This window comes from Candidatus Symbiopectobacterium sp. NZEC151 (assembly GCF_025962655.1).
In the GTDB taxonomy this organism is placed as follows: Bacteria; Pseudomonadota; Gammaproteobacteria; order Enterobacterales; family Enterobacteriaceae; genus Symbiopectobacterium.
Window position 1 is genome coordinate 274399 of record NZ_JAGFPE010000004.1, and the last position, 19125, is coordinate 293523.

Consider the following 19125-nt stretch of genomic DNA (forward strand, 5'->3'; position numbering starts at 1 on the left):
CGCGAAGGCGGGAATCTCTGCCAGACGAAACGCATTTATTCTGCCAGAGATCCCCGGCTTTCGCCGAGGATGACGAGGAGGGAAAACCGAGGATGACGAGGGGGCAAGTGACTTTGACGTTAGTTTGAATAACGCGGTTACTCGACCTGTGCTTTCACCCGCGCAATGTAGATTTCCCGCAGTCGTTTGGCGATCGGACCGGGTTTGCCGGTGCCGATGGTTTTGCCATCCAGTGAAACCACCGGCAGTACAAAGGTGGTGGCTGAACTGAGGAAAATCTCGCTGGCGTGGTAGGCCTCTTCCGGCGTGAACGGGCGTTCTTCCAGTGCGATATTGTCCCTGGCGGCGAGTTCAAGCAGTGACTGACGGGTAATACCGTGCAAAATGTCATTGCTCAGTTGGCGTGTTACCACGGTGTTGTCGGCCAGCACGATATAGCAGTTACAGGAACTGCCTTCGGTGATAAACCCGTTTTCCACCAGAAACGCGTCATCCGCGCCTTTGCTGTGTGCCACTTCTTTTGCCAGACAGGCCGCCAGCAGGCTGACGGTCTTGATATCACGGCGGTGCCAGCGAATGTCCGGGCAGGTCACGACGTGCAGGCCGGTTTCCGCTTTCGGGTTATCGATAACCGAACGCGCCTGAGTAAACAGCACCAGCGTGGATTTCACTTCCGCACCGGGAAAATGAAAATCGCGATCGCCCGCGTTGCCGCGGCTGAGTTGTAAATAGATAGCCCCTTCGTGCAGCTGATTTTTGTCGATCAGCGCCAAATGGACCTTTTTCAACTCATCAATAGAGACCGGCAGTTGCAGTGCCAGTTCACGGCAGGAACGCTGCAAGCGCGTGATGTGGCCGTCATATTCAGCCAGCTTCCCATTGATGACCGCAGTCACTTCGTAGACGGCGTCGGCGAACAAAAAACCGCGGTCAAAAACGGAAACCTTGGCGTCCTGCTCTTCTACATACTGACCGTCAACATACACAATACGTTGCATTACAACACTCCTAAACAAGGTAAATGGCCTGACCGTGAAAGTGCATGTCAGACCACACGCGAATCAGCACTAACCCCAGAGCGCGGCTGAAGGCGGGTTGATGATGCTGCCTTGGTAGTCCAGCCCGTTATCGCGATCGCGTTGCAGCAACAGCGGACCATCCAAATCAACAACATCAGCCCCCTGCGCCACGATAAACGCAGGTGCCATCGCCAACGACGTACTGACCATGCAGCCTACCATAATTTTTAGCCCGAGCTTGACTGCTTCATCACGCAGACGCAGCGCTTCGGTTAAGCCGCCAGCTTTATCCAGTTTGATGTTAATCATGTCGTAGCGCCCCACCAGTGCAGCCAGCGAATGGCTGTCGTGACAGGATTCATCGGCACAGATCGGGATGGGGCGGGGCAGCGATGCCAGCGCTTCATCTTTTCCGGCGGGCATCGGTTGCTCAATCATGGTAACGCCGAGTTTGACCAGCTCCGGCACCAGATGAGTGTAAAGCGCTTCATCCCATCCTTCGTTGGCATCCACAATCAGACGCGCTGAGGGGGCACCCGCCCGCACGGCGGCGACCCGTTCCAGATCGTGCCGATCGGCCAGCTTCAGCTTCAGCAACGGGCGGTGTGCCTGCTTCTCTGCCGCCTGGCGCATGTGCTCTGGCGTGTCCAGCGACAGGGTATAGGCGGTTTCCAGCGTGTGAGGCGTCGGCACAGTGAGCCGTTGCCAGATGCGCTGACGATACAGCTTGCACTCCAAATCCCACAGGGCACAGTCGAGCGCGTTGCGTGCGGCTCCCGCAGGCAAGCGAGATTGCAGCGTGAGTCTGTCCAGCCCGTTGCGCAAGTCGCTCTCAAGCGATGCGATTTGCTCAGTGACGCTCTCGACCGATTCACCGTAGCGCGCGTAAGGCAGGCACTCACCGTAGCCGGTAATCTCACCGGCGCGGAGGGCGGCAACCACCACATCGGCCTGTCGTTTGCTACCGCGCGAAATGGTAAACACTTCACGCAGCGGCCAGCTTTCACGAGATAAGGTAAGTTCGGTCATAGGCTGGCCAACGCTTCAACGATACGGCCCACACCGTGACGCACCGGATCAACCGCCGGCAGGCCGAATTCGGCTTCAATGGTTGCCAGCAGAGAGAGGGCGGCGTCCTCATCCAGCGCGGAAGTATTTACCGAGATGCCCACAAAGCGGGCGTTAGGGTTAGTCAAGCGCGCCATCGACAGGTTGAGCGCCATGCAGGCCGCCAGATCGGGGATCGGGTAGTCAACGCCACGCATGGTTTTGCGTGTCGGCTCATGGCACAGTACCAGCGCATCCGGTTGTGCACCGTGAATAATCCCGGTGGTCACGCCCGCAAAGGACGGATGGAACAGTGAGCCCTGACCTTCAATCACATCCCAGTGATCCGCATCATTGGCGGGTGCCAATACTTCAACCGCTCCCGCAATAAAGTCAGAAACCACAGCATCAATACTGACGCCCGCACCGCTGATCAGAATGCCGGTCTGGCCGGTTGCGCGGAACGTTGCTTTGCCGCCGCTTGCCAGAATCTCTTTTTCGATAGCCAGCGCCGTGTACATTTTGCCACAGGAGCAATCGGTGCCGACGGGCAACAGGCGTTTGCCGCTGCGCTTGCGGCCGTTTGCCACCGGGTAGGTTTCCGTTGGATGGCGCACGTCAAACAACGAACGCCCCAGTTTCGCCGCCAGCTCGCGCAATTCAGGCACGTCAGCAAGTTTGTTGTGCAGTCCGGCGGCGAGATCCATACCGCTTTCCAACGCTTCACGCAGAATGGCGATCCACTGTTGAGAGATAATCCCGCCACGGTTGGCCACGCCAATCACCAGGGTTTGTGCTCCAGCGGCGCGTGCTGCGGCGATATCCAGATCGGGCAGGCCGCAATCCGCGTGGCAGTCCGCCATGCGGTATTGACCCACACAATATTCGGGGTGCCACTGCTTGATGCCGATAGCGACCTTGGCGGCTAACTGATCGTGCGCATCACCAAGAAAAAGCAAATAGGGCTTTTTGATATCCATTATTGTTCCTCATTAAAATTTTGACGTAATAAATGATAAATCGCTATCAGGCGCGTCAGTGATTGTTATCTGGATAACAGCTGATTACCTTTGATAATATTCATAGGCTTTTTATTGTCAATATGGCGATGTTTTTAGAGTAATATGTCGTAGTGGTGGGTTTTTTTGGCGATTAAATAAAGTGATTGCTTTTTAAGTTGGTTTTTTGGTCTGCGTTGTGCGTTATTTTGTTATTTCCTCGGTTTTTTATAAAAAAGCACGGCCATACTGTTTTCTTATTCTTTTTATTTTGTTGTTTTTTAAGTGGTTTTTACTTTTTATTGTCTGCTTCATTTTGGCGCAATGCCATAAAGTTGGGCCCACTAATAATGCAGTGCGTCATTATTTTTCAACGGCTATTGGAGCCTTATTCAGGTTACTCATACCATCGCGTTGATAACAAAAAAAAGTAATGGGAAATATCTGCGATGCTTTGAAACAATATGCTGAACCGTGAAGGGTTATGGCAAATGTCAGCATAAAATTTGGTGATAGGCGATCTCACTTTACATTTTTCTTGTTCGCACTCTCGACAGCCAACAATTTCTACGATAGCGTAACCATTAGCCCACAAGGGCTAAGCGTCGCTCGGATGGTCCGGGCGCTCACGTATCTTGAGGATGTTATGGCTGATTCCAATTCTTCGCGCCGCTTTGCGCGCATCGATCGTCTTCCCCCGTATGTATTTAACATTACCGCTGAGCTGAAAATGGCCGCCCGTCGTCGTGGCGAGGACATCATTGACTTCAGTATGGGTAACCCGGATGGGCCGACACCGCCGCACATCGTCGAGAAACTGTGTACGGTAGCACAGCGGGATGATACCCACGGCTATTCCACATCACGCGGTATTCCGCGTTTACGCCGGGCCATTTCGCGTTGGTATGACGAACGCTATGGCGTTGAGATCGATCCGGAAAGTGAAGCCATTGTCACCATTGGCTCCAAAGAGGGGTTGGCACACCTGATGCTGGCAACGCTGGATCACGGTGACACGGTGTTGGTACCGAATCCCAGCTACCCGATTCATATTTACGGCGCGGTGATCGCGGGCGCACAAGTGCGTTCTGTGCCGCTGGTGGAGGGCGTTGATTTCTTCAACGAGCTGGAAAGGGCCATCCGCGAAAGTATTCCCAAACCCAAAATGATGATTCTGGGCTTTCCTTCAAACCCAACCGCGCAGTGCGTTGAGCTGGATTTCTTCGAGCGCGTAGTGGCGCTGGCGAAGCAGTATAACGTGCTGGTGATACACGATTTGGCCTATGCCGACATCGTGTACGACGGTTGGAAAGCCCCGTCGATCATGCAAGTCCCAGGTGCGAAGGATATCGCCGTTGAATTCTTTACCTTGTCCAAGAGCTACAACATGGCCGGGTGGCGTATCGGCTTTATGGTGGGCAATAAAGAGTTGGTCAATGCACTGGCGCGCATTAAAAGTTATCACGACTACGGCACCTTTACGCCGTTGCAAGTCGCCGCCATTGCGGCACTGGAAGGGGATCAGCAGTGCGTGCGCGATATTGCCGAGCAATACCGTCAACGCCGTAATGTGTTGGTAAAAGGGCTACATGAAGCGGGATGGATGGTGGATGAACCCAAAGCGTCCATGTACGTCTGGGCGAAGATCCCTGAACCTTATGCGCATCTTGGCTCGTTGGAGTTTGCCAAACGGTTGCTGGCGGAGGCAAAAGTGTGCGTCTCTCCCGGCATTGGTTTTGGTGATTACGGCGATACGCACGTTCGCTTCGCGTTGATTGAAAATCAGGATCGTATTCGTCAGGCGGTGCGCGGTATCAAGGCTATGTTCCGTGCTGATGGGCTTCTCTCTGCCGGAAAATCATCGATAGCCTGACAGTCCTGTCCTCTTTCTCCCCGGTGTCAGCCGGGGAGCTTCCTTTGCGCATCCCGTCTCTTTTTTTTCATTTTGTGAGCAAAGTGGGTTTGGCATTACGCCATCTCGCGGGCGGTTTTGCTACACTCCTCCTCCGGTTTTCATTACAACAAAAGATGAGAGTAGTCATGCGGTCCCCTTTGTTGACGTTTTCAGCAGTCACCTTGTTGTGCATTACGCTGGTCGGTTGCCAGGCACCGACGCGCTCCAGTACGCCGGTATCGTCGGTGTCTTCAGTCAGTACCGCCGAACAACTGAATCAAATTGCGTCGTTGGTGGCGGCAAGCCGTTATTTGAAATCCCAATGTAATCGCAGTGATATTCCTGATGATGGTACGCTTCAACGCGCCGCGTTGGCCGTGGCGCAGCAAAAAGGGTGGAGCACTGCTCATTTCACGCAGTTGGCCGCGCGCAGCGAAAACCTGTATCAAGGGTTATTGCAGGATGGCACGCCTAAAGAGGCGCAGTGTTCAGAGTTCAACCGCTCACTGGCCCCGTTTCTTGACTTCATCAGAAAAGATTTCAGGTAATACGCTTCTCATTACGTCGCCGGGCGCTACTCAGCGCCCACCTCTTTGATATCGCCGCCCGGCCAGTCGGACAGCGCATCCAGAATGAAAATCTCGCCGTTGGCATCGAATAACGTGATGTCCTGCTGAATCTGTTCGATAACCAACCCTTCCATCGGACTCTCTCCTTCCTGATAACGCACCCCATTGAGCGTCACGCTGCGCCGGGACGGATCCGAGGTGAACACGTGCGCGCTGTAACTCAGCGGCGGCACCTGACCCTTTTCTACTTTGGCCGGTTTTGGCGTTACCGTTGGGGAGGGGGCCGGATCGGCTGTCGGCGCCGGCGGCGGGGCAACGGCGGGTGCCAATGGCGGCGTATTCTCGCTCGGTGGATTTTCGCTGTGCGGTTGCGCTGCGGTGGCCGATGCCACAACGCTCGTGGGCCTTTCTATCCAGCGTTGGTGAGCAAACCACCCCAGTGATAGCAGCAATAACGCATAGGTCGCCAACAGATATCCCGGCATCGCATAGGTCGCTGTAAGGGGCATACGTGGCGCAAGGCGAGGGCTGGCTATCGGTTCCACGAGGGATTTTCCTTATTACAGTCAACATGTGCCGCTGCGCGTCAGGCAAGATGCGAGACGGGCGACAACGGCGGCATGCACAACAGATGTGGCTTGAGGGTTTCTTTACATGCCCGATTTTATGGCAAATTAACAGCGCTAAATGCTTTTACCTGATGGTTCTGTGACGGAAATTGGATTTCATGAAAAAGTCATAATTTACCTTTGCACTACTAATGAAACCTTGAACTCAGTCTCAAAAAAAAGGCGCAGATATGCTTTAATGACTCCGCTAATGAAATGGTGTTTTATTAATAAAGGTATATCGTTTCTTTTGTGTGATTTTCTACATGGCGGTCAATAAATGATGTGAAAAATTTGCATGTAAAAATGTAAGTAATTTTTACGTTAAATAAAATTTAACAACTACAAGCCATGGTGACCCTTGGTCAGGGTGTTTTTTTATCTAAATAATTAAAATATATCAAAGAATCTAAAGAATAATTTTTATATGCGGTGAAAAAAAGCCGCAGGGCATTATGTTGCCTTTTTTTGTCACAATACTGAGGGATAAAACTTTATGTCAGTCAAAAATAGTCGGCGTTTCCGTTATAGCGTTCTCTGTGTCGCATTGTCTTCTTTATTTTTAACCGGATGCGATAACAGTTCATCGCATACCGAACTGGCCGATGAAACGCTACCGGTTAAAACTGCACCGTTCGGTTGGACGGCACAGTATAAGGATGTGGATGGTACCGCAGCGGCCACAACCGGTGGCGAAGGGGCGCGGGCGGAAAGTATTTACGTCGTGAGTTCTCGTCAGGAACTGAAAGATGCGTTAAGCAATACACGCAGCCCGAATTACCTTGCCGGAGATGCCACGGCGGAACTGGCTGCCAAGCTGGAGCCTAAAATTATCTATTGGGTTGGCACTATTCGTGGTGATGATTTGGGCAATGGTACCTACGCGGACGCCACCTATTACAAAACCAAGCCCAATAAAACCACCTTTGATTTTGACCTGTATGTAAAGGCGTTCGATAAGGATTATCTGGCGCAGTTGCAAGCGACGATCAATGCCGGTGGTGCAGAGGCGGTAACGGCGCAAGCCGAACTCACGCTGTTGAAAAAACAGAACGGCCAGCGCTCGCAGTATGCCAACAACCAGAAAGCGCAGATCCAGTTCCAGGTGCCGCCCAACACCACCATTTTGGGCGTAGGACAAGATGCAAAGCTGGAAGAGGGTTATCTGTCAATCAATACCCTGAGCCATACCTTCAACAAGACGGATAACAGCAACATCATTATCCGTAATATTACCTTCCAGGCACCGCGTGACTTTGCACCCGCCTGGGATGCCGGTGATGGCGCATCAGGTAACTGGAACGCGCGTTACGACGCGGTCTCTATCAATGCCAGTAAAAATGTCTGGATTGATCACTGTACCTTTACCGACGGCGAGCACCCAGACAGCAAAGAGCCGGTGCTGTTTGGTAAACACATTCAACGTCATGACGGTTTGCTGGATATTGAGGATGGCGCGGATTACCTGACCATCTCTTATAACGTTTTCGAAGAGCACGATAAAACTACCATTATCGGGTCAGGTGACAGCGATGAAGGCGAATACCGCATTACCTTTGAAGGCAACCTGTGGAGCAATTTAACCCAACGTGCACCGCGCGTGCGTTTTGGCCAGGTGCATCTGGTGAATAACTACCACCGTGGTGCCACCGATGCTGATTATCCGATTCTCTATTCCATCGGTATGGGTTTTGCCTCTTCTATTTTATCCGAAGGGAACGTGTTTAATTTCCAAGGGGCAGGTGCAGAGGAAAGTACCATTATTGGTGCCTATAAAGGCAGCAAGTTTAAAGATAACGGCTCCTGGTTTAATGGCGCACAAGCTAAAAACCTGAACCAGGTAGCCATTGAAAAATGCACAGCATTGCAAGAACAAGAAAAAACCGCTGCGGAGAGTGCAGGTAAAGCACCAGGAAACTGGGCATTGGAAACCTGTACCAATGATATTGATTGGGAACCGCCATATACCTATGCCGTGGGTAAATCTATCGCAGCCGTCGAAAAATATGTTTTGGAAAATGCGGGCGCAGGAAAATTGTCAATATCGCTGCCTGACTGATTATTCGCCAGGGATGGTTTTCAACACTGTTTTCAAGGCTAGCAATAGAACAGTTAATATTCACTAGTTAATATTTACTATTACATGGGAAATGATTTTATGACGCAATTTTTACCCAGAACCCGATTAACGTTGTGCGCCACCTTGGTATTGGGGGGGCTGTTAGCGGGCTGTGATAATAACTCCAGCCATACCACTACGCCGGTTGACCGCTCCGCCGCACCGCAGAAATTGCAGGTGCCGACGCTGGCCTTTGATGACAGCTCTATCTCGCTGGCGTGGGAAAAGCCCACGACCGCGAGCGGCGAGATCAAAGACTATAACGTGTACATGAACGGCAAACTGCTCGGCAGCACGCTGGAAAACCAGGATAAACACTCGCCTGCCAAACCGTACATCGATAACTTTTACAGCAAATTTGATGCGGATAACTGGCACGTGCGCGTCAAGTTCCACAACTTTACTGCCGACAGCACGGACGGTTTGAAACCGGATACCGAATACAAGTTTACGGTGCGTACCGTCTATGCCGATGGCAAAGAGTCGGTCGACAGTGAAACCCTCACGCAACGCACCAGCAAAACGCCGCATGTGATTGACGTGAAAGTAGAAGGCGCGGCAGACAATGGTACAACGCTAGCTACTGCGGTCATTCAACAAGCGATCGATTCCTGCACCATCCAGGCGTATCCGCAAGGATGTAAGGTGCTGCTGAGCGGGGGCGGGGTATTCAAGACCGGCGCGCTGTTCCTGCACAGCGACATGACCTTTGAAATTGCGGAAGGCACCAAACTGCTCGGCTCCGAAAATCCGGCGGATTATCCGGTAGCGAAAGGCTATTACCTTTACCCGTATATCATTAATGGTGAAAAACTGACCAAACGTCCGCCGTCCTTGCTCAATGCGCTGGTGGCGAACGACACGGGCAGCAGCCACGCGGGCACCTTCAAAAATATCCGTATCGTGGGTAAAGGCAGCATTGATGGTAATGGTTGGGTGGCAGGGCTGAGCACCAGTAAACCTGCGGCGACCTTCACCGATGAAATGGGCAACGCACTGCCGCAAATTCGTGCCAGTAGCGCCAGCAAAGTCAAAGATGACGGTATTCTGGCGAAAAACCAGACGCAAGCTGCCGTCGATGAAGGTGTGGCGCTGGAAGATGCCTACAAAAACCGCCGCTCATCCATGATGACGCTGCGTGGCGTAAGCAACCTCTATGTCGGCGGCTTGACGGTGCTGAACCCGGCCTATCACGGTGTGATGGCGTTGGAATCAGAAAATGTGGTGATGCACGGGCTGCAACACAAAACCTATGACGGCAACAACGCCGATGGTATTGAGTTCGGTAACAGCCAAAACGTCATGGTTTATAACAACTTCTTCGATACCGGGGATGACAGCGTCAACTTCGCCGCAGGTTATGGTGCAGGTGTGGCTGAGTTTGGTCAGAAAGCCCAAAGCGGTGCCTGGATCTTCAACAACTACTTCCGTGAAGGTCACGGTGCGGTGGTTGCAGGAAGCCATACCGGTGCCTGGATCGAGAAGATTGTGGCTGAAAACAACGTTATGTACCTGACTGATGTCGGTCTGCGCATGAAGAGCCGTCCGTATTACGGCGGTGGTGCGCGTGACGTGCTGTTCCGTGATAACGCGATGAAAGATATCGGCGGCAACGAGCCGTTTATTTTCACCATCGCTTACAGCGCGGATACCAACGATACCCTGCCAGCCAAAGAACCGGCCCAGTTCCGTGATATCTCCGTGTACAACATCACTATCGATGGCTCCAACAAGAAGAGCAGCATCGCGGTGGATGGTATGACTCAGGCAGCAATGGATACCGCGTATGGGTTTGATCTAGGCCGCGACGCGTATCATAAGAACTTCGATTTTGAAGATGTGAAGTTCCGCAACGTCAAAGCGACGGCCATTGGCTTCCTGCATGACAGCCAGTTCAAAAACGTCACGTTTGATAACGTATTGAGTGGTGCACAAGCCTGGAGCTTCGGTGAAGGGGTTTCTAACGTCAAGCTGAAAGACAGCGTGAACGACGAGACCATCACCACGACGGGTTCGCAAACCATCACGCGTGATGCAGCAACGCAGTAACGCCGTAGTGTAACGCTATTCCCCACGCCTCTCCGGCGTGGGGAAAGGAGAATGTCTCAGGTGATACAACAACGCGTACAAGGTTTACTGTCTATCGGCGCGCGCCTGCCTTCCTCCTGGCTCAGGCTCGGGATGATGGGGCTGCTGTTATTGCTGATTTGCCAACAGCTCGCCGTCTGGACCTGGCGCGTGTGGCTGCCTGCGCAACCTGTCGCGAACACCGTCTCGCTCTCACCGGCGCATGCCACGTCAACGCCGTCACAAACCACCGTGTATACGCTGTTCGGTCGCTCTCCCAGTGCTACCTCACTCAAGCCTGTGCCAGAAGGCGTATTGGCGGGGGATATCCCCGTTTCTTCCCTGCAATTGACCGTGACCGGTATTCTGGCAAGCCGACAGACCGATCGCGCCATAGTGATTATCGCCAAAGATGGTCGGCAATTCAGCCGTGGCGTCGGTGACGCCGTTCCCGGCTATGAAGCCCGGATTGTGACCATCTCTGCCGATCGTATCGTACTTGAACACCAGGGGCGTTATGAAGCGCTCTACCTGTACCGTGATGAAGTTGGCGCAGCCAGCAGTAACAGCAGCGCGTCCAAGCCGCCCGCAGCGGCGCTGAGTACAGTGCGTAATTCGTTGAAATCAGAACCAATGAAGGTGATGGAATACCTCTCGATCGCCCCGCAGATGAAAGACAACGCGCTGGCGGGCTATCGCCTGAATCCGGGGAAAAAAACCGAACTGTTCTACCGCCTGGGGCTGCATGACAACGATCTGGCGGTGGCGCTTAACGGCATGGATTTGCGTGATGCGGAGCAAGGGCAGCAAGCCATGGCGCAACTGCCGCAGTTGAGCGAATTGACGTTGACGATAGAGCGCGACGGACAGCGCCAGGATATTACGCTGACCCTTGATGGGGCGGCGGACGATGAGAGTGAACAGCACGCGGGCAGAGATGAGCCGTAATGGGAGACGAACAGGTGGCGCAACGTGTTTTTAGCAAAGGGCGGCGGATGACAGGCTTGCGGTTGGCGGGGGCGGGCCTTCTGATGATGGTTTCTGCCTGGTGCTGGGGCGCGGAATTTTCTGCCAGCTTTAAAGGGACGGATATTCAGGAGTTCATCAATACCGTCAGTAAGAATCTGAATAAAACCGTGATCATCGATCCCGCAGTGCGCGGGTCTATCACGGTGCGCAGCTACGACATGATGAACGAAGAGCAGTATTACCAGTTCTTCCTCAGCGTGCTGGACGTGTACGGTTTTGCCGTGGTGCCGATGGATAACGGTGTGCTAAAGGTGATTGCCGCCAAAGATGCCAAAACCTCATCGATACCGGTCGCGACGGACAAACAGCCGGGTATCGGAGATGAAGTGGTGACGCGCGTGGTGCCGGTGAACAACGTTGCCGCGCGTGATTTAGCGCCGCTGCTACGCCAGCTCAACGACAATGCAGGCTCTGGCAGCGTGGTGCATTACGAACCGTCAAACGTGTTGCTGATGACCGGTCGCGCAGCGGTAGTGAAACGCCTGATGGAGATTGTTGAGCGCGTCGACCGCACCGGCGATCGCAACGTGGTGACGGTGCCGCTCTCCTACGCCTCTTCTGCCGAAGTGGTGAAACTGGTCAATGAGCTGAATAAGTCTGATGAAAAAACCGCGCTGCCGGGGGCGATGACCGCCAACGTGGTGGCCGACGAGCGCACCAACGCGGTGCTGGTGCGCGGCGAACCCAAATCGCGTGAACGGGTGATCGCCATGATCAAACAGCTCGACAGGCAGCAGGCGGCGCAGGGTAACACCAAGGTGATTTATCTCAAGTTTGCCAAGGCCGCGGATTTAGTGGAGGTGCTTACCGGCGTCAGCGACAGCTTGCAAAAAGATCAGCAAACGACGCAGCCGGGGACCGCGCTGCGCCGCGATATCTCTATCAAGTCGCATGAACAGACCAATGCCTTGATCGTCAATGCCGCGCCGGATGTGATGCGCGATCTGGAACAGGTGATCAACCGCCTCGATATTCGCCGTCCACAGGTGCTGGTAGAGGCGATCATTGCCGAAGTGCAGGACGCCGATGGCCTTAATCTCGGCATTCAGTGGGGCAATAAACACGCCGGAATGACGCAGTTCACCAACACCGGACTGCCGCTTTCCACCGTGGTGACCGGCGTGGATCAATACCGCAAAGATGGCACCATCCCCACCGCGCTGGGTACGGCGCTCGGCGGCGTTAACGGTCTGGCGGCAGGATTCTACCAGGGCAACTGGTCGATGCTGCTGACCGCCATTTCCAGCGACAGCAAAAACGATATTCTGGCGACGCCAAGCATTGTCACGTTGGACAACATGGAAGCCAACTTCAACGTCGGCCAGGAAGTGCCGGTGCTGGCGGGATCGCAGACCACGGCCAGCGATCGTATCTTCAACACCGTTGAGCGCAAAACGGTTGGGATCAAACTCAAGGTCAAACCGCAGATCAATGAGGGGGATTCGGTACTGATGGAGATCGAACAAGAGGTCTCCAGCGTGGCGGATTCCGCCTCCAGCAGCAGTTCCGAATTGGGCGTGACCTTTAACACCCGCACGGTAAGCAACGCGGTGCTGGTAGGCAACGGCGAAACGGTAGTGGTAGGCGGCCTGCTGGACAAGAGCACCACCGAGAGCGCGTCACGCGTGCCGATATTGGGCGATATCCCGGTGATTGGTGCGCTGTTCCGCTCCAACAGCAAACAGGTCAAAAAACGTAACCTGATGCTGTTTATTCGACCCACCATCATCCGCGATCGCCAGCAGTATCAGACGGCGTCCAGCGATAAATACCGCTCATTCAGCGAAGAGCGCGGGCAGCAACGTGAAGGAGATAATCGCGATAACCTGCTGCATGACAAACAGTTGCGCTTACCGGGCAGCGGTAACACCCACACCTTCCTTCAGGTGAAAACCGCCATTACCGCGCTCTATCCCACGGGTGGCCGATGAGCGAGCTTAACGCCAGCACGCCGGAATGGCGGCCACTCCTGCCGTTTGCCTACGCGCGCACCCATCACATCCTGCTGTTACAGGATGGCGCAACGCAGCAGCACAGCCTGATGTGTGATGCGGCAACGACGGCAACCGCATTGATGGAAGCGCGCCGTGTGGCGGGCAGCGCTTTCACCGTGGCGCGCGTCAGTGCGCAAGAGTTCGAGCGGCAACTGATCGTCTGCTATCAGCGCGATTCCGATGAAGCGCGGCGTCTGATGGAAGATATTGGCAACGAGATGGATTTCTACACCTTGGTGGAAGAGTTACCGGACAGCGACGATTTGCTGGACGCTGACGATGACGCGCCGATTATCCGTCTGATCAACGCCATGCTGACCGAAGCCATCAAAAACAAAGCCTCGGATATTCATATTGAAACCTACGAACGCCACCTGCTGATTCGCTTTCGCGTGGATGGCGTGCTGCGCGAGATTCTGCGCCCGCAGCGCAAGCTGGCGTCACTGCTGGTGTCGCGTATCAAGGTAATGGCGCGTCTGGATATCGCCGAAAAGCGTATTCCACAGGATGGCCGCATGGCGCTGCGCATTGGCGGACGCGCCGTCGATGTGCGTGTCTCTACCTTGCCCTCCAGCCACGGCGAACGCGTGGTGCTGCGTCTGCTCGACAAGAACAGCGTTCAGCTCGATCTCGCCGCGCTGGGGATGTCGCAAGCGCTGCGGCAGCAGATTGACGCACTGATCAACCGTCCGCACGGCATCATTCTGGTGACCGGGCCGACCGGTTCAGGAAAGAGTACCACGCTGTATGCGGCGCTGAGCCGTTTGAATGCCACCGAGCGCAACATCATGACGGTGGAAGACCCTATCGAGTATGAGCTGGAAGGCATCGGACAGACGCAGGTCAACACCAAGGTGGACATGACCTTTGCGCGCGGCCTGCGCGCTATCTTGCGCCAGGACCCGGACGTGGTACTGGTCGGTGAAATCCGTGATGGCGAAACCGCCCAGATAGCGGTGCAGGCCTCACTGACCGGCCATCTGGTGCTCTCCACCTTGCACACCAACAGCGCGCTGGGGGCGCTGTCACGCTTGCAGGATATGGGCATCGAGCCATTTCTGCTGTCCACCTCGCTGCTGGCGGTGCTGGCGCAGCGGCTGGTGCGCACCCTGTGTCCTGACTGCCGTGAAGCACACCCGATTGATGCCGTGCAGGCGCAGCAAATGGGCATTACGCCGCACAGCACGGTGTATCGGGCCGTTGGGTGCACACAGTGCAACTTTACCGGCTACCGGGGCCGTACCGGGATCCATGAACTTTTACTGGTGAATGACGACGTTCGCGCCGCCATCCACCGTGGCGACGGTGAACTGGCGATTGCCCGCCTGCTGGGGCCGGAACGTCTCACCATCCGCCAGGACGGCATCAACAAGGTGTTGGCCGGTTTGACCACCTGGGAAGAGGTAATTCGAGTAACGCAGGAGGAGTGAGATGGCGCTGTTTCACTATCAGGCATTGGACGAGCACGGAAAACGCTATCGCGGCAGTCAGGAGGCTGACTCTGCTCGCCACGCGCGACAGCTACTGCGCGAGCGCGGTATGACGCCATTGGTGTTAAGCGAGGGGCAAGGCAGCGACGGCACATCCGCGACACCGCGTTTTTCGCTGCGCCGCACCACGCGTATCAGCGCGGCGGATTTGGCGCTGTTGACGCGCCAGTTGGCAACGCTGGTAGCCGCAGCGCTGCCGCTGGAAGAGGCGCTGGATGCGGTGGCGCGTCAGAGTGAAAAGCCAGCGTTGAGCAACCTGATGAGCGGCGTGCGCAGCAAGGTGATGGAAGGGCATTCACTGGCGGAGGCGATGAAAGCGTTTCCCGGCTGCTTTACCCGTCTCTATTGCGCCATGGTCGCCGCAGGCGAAACCTCGGGTCACCTGGATACGGTGTTGAACCGGCTGGCGGATTACACCGAACAGCGCCAGCAGATGCGCAGCCGTATTCAGCAGGCATTGATCTACCCCTGCGTATTGACGGTGGTGGCCATTGCCGTGGTCAGCATTTTGCTGTCTGTCGTGGTGCCGAAGGTGGTCGAGCAGTTTATTCACATGAAACAGGTGCTGCCGCTGTCAACCCGTGTGCTGATGGGCCTGAGCGATATGGTGCGCAGCGCCGGGCCGTGGATTGCCATTGCACTGGTGGTCGGTGCCCTGGTCGCACGCGCGTTGCTCAAGCAGGAAACGCGTCGCCTGGCGTATCACCGTCGCCAGCTCGGCGTGCCGGTGATCGGGCGCATCCTGCGTGGCCTCAATACCGCGCGCTATGCGCGCACGCTCAGCATTCTGAACGCCAGCGCGGTGCCGCTATTGCAGGCGATGCGCATCAGCGGCGATGTGATGAGCAATGATTATGCGCGCCATCGCCTGTCGCAAGCGACAGAGGCGGTGCGCGAGGGTGTCAGCCTGCACAAGGCGCTGGAACAAACGGCACTGTTTCCACCGATGATGCGCCACATGATCGCCAGCGGTGAACGCAGCGGCGAGTTGGACAGCATGCTGGAACGGGCGGCGGATAATCAGGACAGGGAGTTCAACGCGCAGATGTCCATGGCGCTCGGGCTGTTCGAACCGCTGTTGGTGGTGACGATGGCCGCCGTGGTGCTGTTTATCGTGCTGGCCATCCTTCAGCCGCTGTTGCAACTGAATACCATGATGAGCATGTAACGTAATCCCCGTTCAAGGGGGCAAGGAATAAGGAAGACAATATGCAACAACATAACCCTACCCACCGTCAGTCAAGGCGGCGTCGTCCGGCTCAGCAGGGGTTTACGCTGCTGGAGATCATGGTGGTGATTGTGATCCTCGGGGTGCTGGCGAGCATGGTGGTGCCCAGCCTGATGGGGAACAAAGACAAAGCCGATCGCCAGAAAGCGGTGAGTGACATTGTGGCGCTCGAAAGCGCATTGGATATGTATCGTCTGGATAACCAGCGCTACCCATCGACGGAGCAGGGATTGACCGCATTGGTGAAGAAACCGGTGATCCAGCCTGAACCGAAGAATTACCAGCCGGACGGCTATATCCGTCGTTTGCCGCAAGATCCTTGGGGTGCGGATTATCAACTGCTGAATCCGGGTAAGCACGGCAAACTGGATATCTTCTCTCTGGGGCCGGATGGCATGCCGGGCACCGAAGACGATATCGGCAATTGGAACATCGGTGGCAAATAGCGTGGGTCACGCAAGGTAGGGCAGGATGGAACAGCAACGCGGGTTCACACTACTGGAGATGATGTTGGTTGCTCTGCTGGCAGGGATTGCTGCCAGCCTGGTGATGATGGCCTTTCCTTCCGACAGGCAGAGCGACAGCGCCTGGCAGATGGCCTATTTCCGCGCGCAGCTCGATTTTGCCGTGGAAGAGAGCCAACTGAACGAGCATGTGCTTGGCGTGCGTATTTCTCAGAATCGGTGGCAGTTTATTGAATTATTGCCGAATGACGGTGGCGAGACGTCACGCTCACACAGCGATCAGTTTTTGGGCTATCACTGGCAGCCCTGGCGACCACAAAGCATCACGCCTTCAGCAACGTTACCCGCACGCTTGCGCCTTGAACTGCAAGATATCAAAAGTAAAAAAGCGCTGAAACGCAATGCCCACGAAGAGGTGTCTAACGGGCGTGATGATGAGCCTGACATCCTGATTTTGCCCGGCGGGGAAGTGACGCCGTTTCGTCTGGTGTTCAATGCCGAGCCGAAAACGCAGAACGCCTGGGTGCAGGTGGATGCCGTCGGCAACATCATGACGTCGCAGGATGCGCCAGAAAAACGCACAAATATTCAGGGGGCGCGGTTATGAAACCGCAGCGCGGTATGACGCTGCTCGAGGTGATGGTGGCGTTGACGGTGTTTGCGTTGGCGGGGCTGGCCGTGATGAGGACGGCTATTTACCAGGTCAGCACCCTGAACCGTCTGGAACTGAAAACCTTCGCCGGCTGGGTGGCAGAAAACCAGCAGGTACAGTTAAAGCTGGAGAAACGCTGGCCGGAAACGCGCTGGGTCAGCGGTGTCAGTTCGCTGGGCGGTGAGCGCTGGTTTTGGCGTTGGCAAGGCGTTGAAACCGGTGATGCGCAGTTTCGCGCGCTGGATGTTGAAGTACGGCGTGACAAAAACAGCAGTGCGGCCGATGCCGTGCTGCGCAGTTATGTGGTGAAACAATGAAGGGCGAAACGGCCCGCCTTGACGGTGTAACAGCAATACCGTTGCGTGCACAGCGCGGTTTTACACTGGTAGAGATGTTGCTGGCTATCGGCATTTTTGCCGCGCTGAGCGTTAGCGCATTCCAGATACTGAACGGTGTAATGCGTAACGATGAAATTTCAGCGCGCAAAGCGCAGCGATTGTCGGAGTTACAGCGGGCGTTTGGTCAGGTAGAAGACGATCTTTCACACATCATTGCTCGCCATGGTCGAGGCAGCGCCGCGTTCTTTTTTACCGGCAGCAAGCAGATGCAAAGTGAGGACGACTACCTGCGTTTCACTCGCAATGGCTGGCTTAACCCGCTGGGTATTTTACCGCGCAGCGAATTACAGGGCGTGGCGTATCGCTTGCGTGATAACCAACTGGAGCGGTTGTTTTATCGCTACGTCGATCCTATTCCCGGTGAAAAGCCGGAGCAGAAAGCGATATTGACCCAGGTGGAGGGCTTTCGCTTACGTTTTTACGGCAGTAACGGCTGGCAGAAATCGTGGGGCAACGCCTCGCAGTTACCGCAGGGGATTGAAGTGATTGTAACGCTGCGCGATTACGGTGAAGTGTCACGCCTGTTCCTTATCGCGCCGGGAGAGAAAACATGAGGTCGCGCCAGCGCGGTGTCGCCTTGTTGGTGGTATTGCTGATCCTGGCGCTGATGGTCACGGTTGCCGCCAGCATCGCTGAACGACAAGGCAAGGTGTTTATGCGCACCGAGCGCCAGTTGGGGCACCAGCAGGCTAAATGGTATGCCCTTGGTGCGGAGGCTTTTGTCGGTAAGGTGATCCTGCGTGATGCGCTGATCACGCCGGAACGCACCACGCTGTCGCAAAGCTGGGCGCAGCGCGGACGTCAGTTTCCGGTTGAGGGCGGGGAGATCCTCGGCTATGTGCAGGATGGGCTGGCGTGTTTCAACCTGAATGCTATTAACCAAACCATCAGCGACGACAGCACGGCGGTCAGCACGCCGTATCCCGCGCTGGTGTTCCGCTGGCTGCTGATCAATCTCGGGGTCGATCCGGCACAGGCGGTGACCATTGTGGCGGCGGTGCGCGATTGGATCGACGAAGACAGCCAGCCGATGGCGAACGGGGCTGAAGATGAAACCTATATGGCATTGCCTGATCCCTACCGTGCGGCCAACCAGTCGATGGTGGATATCAGTGAATTGCGCATGGTGCAAGGGGTGGATGCTGCGCTTTACCAGCGCCTGCTGCCGTTCGTCTGCGCACTGCCGACGCAAAAGTTGCAGATAAATATTAATACTTTGCGGGACTATCAGGCACCGCTGCTCTCCGCATTGTTTCTCAACACGCTAAACGCAGAGCAGGCAAAAATGTTGTTGCAGCAGCGCCCTGTGGCGGGATGGCAGAGCGGCACGGCGTTTTTATCGCAAGACGGTTTTCCCTCGATAAACAAAAGCAGCGCGCAGCGGGTGTTGGTGGCGAGAAGTGATTGGTTTTTTGCCCATATGCGGGTTCGCATGGGTGACAGTGGCGACGTCTATCAAACCAGCCTGCTGCATCGGGATGGAAAAACGGTGTCCGTGGTACGACGGTACTCAGGCGGTTACCGCACGGTGAATCCATGAACAGGAACA

Annotated in this window: 17 protein-coding genes; 13 read left to right on the top strand and 4 right to left on the bottom strand. The window is 55.2% G+C overall.

All coding sequences use genetic code 11. The features are described from left to right. Positions 1 to 137 precede the first annotated feature (137 nt). From J5067_RS14555 to dgcN, 3 genes are all read right to left on the bottom strand, one after another. Positions 138 to 998, bottom strand: coding sequence for a D-amino-acid transaminase (locus J5067_RS14555; RefSeq protein ID WP_264643483.1), 861 nt, complete (start codon positions 996 to 998; stop codon positions 138 to 140). 69 nt (positions 999 to 1067) lie between these two features. Continuing rightward, on the bottom strand, positions 1068 to 2048 hold the full coding sequence (gene dgcA, locus J5067_RS14560; RefSeq protein WP_264643482.1) for an N-acetyl-D-Glu racemase DgcA: 981 nt from the start codon (positions 2046 to 2048) through the stop codon (positions 1068 to 1070). Continuing rightward, a complete protein-coding gene (dgcN, locus tag J5067_RS14565) occupies positions 2045 to 3046 on the bottom strand; it encodes an N-acetyltransferase DgcN (protein ID WP_264643481.1) in 1002 nt (333 codons plus the stop codon). Before dgcN ends, dgcA begins: the two co-directional genes overlap by 4 nt. 664 nt (positions 3047 to 3710) lie before the next feature. Here dgcN and alaC point away from each other — a divergent pair. Then, positions 3711 to 4937, top strand: a complete 1227-nt coding sequence (gene alaC, locus J5067_RS14570; protein WP_264651414.1) for an alanine transaminase — start codon at positions 3711 to 3713, stop codon at positions 4935 to 4937. Between the two features lie 167 nt (positions 4938 to 5104). Next, complete coding sequence (gene gspS / locus J5067_RS14575; protein WP_264651415.1) at positions 5105 to 5506, top strand: type II secretion system pilot lipoprotein GspS; 402 nt, start codon at positions 5105 to 5107, stop codon at positions 5504 to 5506. A 26-nt stretch (positions 5507 to 5532) separates the two neighbouring features. Here gspS and gspB read toward each other — a convergent pair whose 3' ends face one another. Next, positions 5533 to 6072: a type II secretion system assembly factor GspB gene (gspB, locus tag J5067_RS14580; RefSeq protein WP_264651416.1), complete on the bottom strand. Its 540-nt coding sequence runs from the start codon at positions 6070 to 6072 to the stop codon at positions 5533 to 5535. Between the two features lie 559 nt (positions 6073 to 6631). Here gspB and J5067_RS14585 point away from each other — a divergent pair. The 11 genes from J5067_RS14585 (at position 6632) to gspK (ending at position 19116) form a co-directional block, all read left to right on the top strand. Further along, on the top strand, positions 6632 to 8194 hold the full coding sequence (locus tag J5067_RS14585) for a polysaccharide lyase family 1 protein (protein WP_264651417.1): 1563 nt from the start codon (positions 6632 to 6634) through the stop codon (positions 8192 to 8194). A gap of 99 nt (positions 8195 to 8293) precedes the next feature. Beyond that, positions 8294 to 10303, top strand: coding sequence for a glycoside hydrolase family 28 protein (locus J5067_RS14590; protein WP_264651418.1), 2010 nt, complete (start codon positions 8294 to 8296; stop codon positions 10301 to 10303). Between the two features lie 51 nt (positions 10304 to 10354). Next, on the top strand, positions 10355 to 11269 hold the full coding sequence (gene gspC / locus J5067_RS14595) for a type II secretion system protein GspC (protein WP_264651419.1): 915 nt from the start codon (positions 10355 to 10357) through the stop codon (positions 11267 to 11269). An 83-nt stretch (positions 11270 to 11352) separates the two neighbouring features. Then, positions 11353 to 13281: a type II secretion system secretin GspD gene (gene gspD / locus J5067_RS14600; RefSeq protein ID WP_264643777.1), complete on the top strand. Its 1929-nt coding sequence runs from the start codon at positions 11353 to 11355 to the stop codon at positions 13279 to 13281. Then, positions 13278 to 14774 carry a type II secretion system ATPase GspE gene (gene gspE, locus J5067_RS14605; RefSeq protein WP_264651420.1) on the top strand — a complete coding sequence of 499 codons (1497 nt, stop codon included), beginning with the start codon at positions 13278 to 13280 and terminating at the stop codon, positions 14772 to 14774. The genes gspD and gspE overlap by 4 nt, the downstream gene beginning before the upstream one ends. A gap of 1 nt (position 14775) precedes the next feature. Further along, on the top strand, positions 14776 to 16002 hold the full coding sequence (gspF, locus tag J5067_RS14610) for a type II secretion system inner membrane protein GspF (RefSeq protein WP_264651421.1): 1227 nt from the start codon (positions 14776 to 14778) through the stop codon (positions 16000 to 16002). A 41-nt stretch (positions 16003 to 16043) separates the two neighbouring features. Continuing rightward, positions 16044 to 16508 carry a type II secretion system major pseudopilin GspG gene (gene gspG, locus J5067_RS14615; RefSeq protein WP_264643472.1) on the top strand — a complete coding sequence of 155 codons (465 nt, stop codon included), beginning with the start codon at positions 16044 to 16046 and terminating at the stop codon, positions 16506 to 16508. Positions 16509 to 16533: 25 nt separating this feature from the next. Continuing rightward, positions 16534 to 17133: a type II secretion system minor pseudopilin GspH gene (gene gspH, locus J5067_RS14620; RefSeq protein ID WP_264643471.1), complete on the top strand. Its 600-nt coding sequence runs from the start codon at positions 16534 to 16536 to the stop codon at positions 17131 to 17133. After that, on the top strand, positions 17130 to 17495 hold the full coding sequence (gspI, locus tag J5067_RS14625; protein WP_264643470.1) for a type II secretion system minor pseudopilin GspI: 366 nt from the start codon (positions 17130 to 17132) through the stop codon (positions 17493 to 17495). The genes gspH and gspI overlap by 4 nt, the downstream gene beginning before the upstream one ends. Beyond that, positions 17492 to 18130, top strand: coding sequence for a type II secretion system minor pseudopilin GspJ (gspJ, locus tag J5067_RS14630; protein ID WP_264643469.1), 639 nt, complete (start codon positions 17492 to 17494; stop codon positions 18128 to 18130). Before gspI ends, gspJ begins: the two co-directional genes overlap by 4 nt. Further along, positions 18127 to 19116: a type II secretion system minor pseudopilin GspK gene (gene gspK, locus J5067_RS14635; protein WP_264643468.1), complete on the top strand. Its 990-nt coding sequence runs from the start codon at positions 18127 to 18129 to the stop codon at positions 19114 to 19116. The genes gspJ and gspK overlap by 4 nt, the downstream gene beginning before the upstream one ends. The last annotated feature ends 9 nt before the right edge of the window (positions 19117 to 19125 follow it).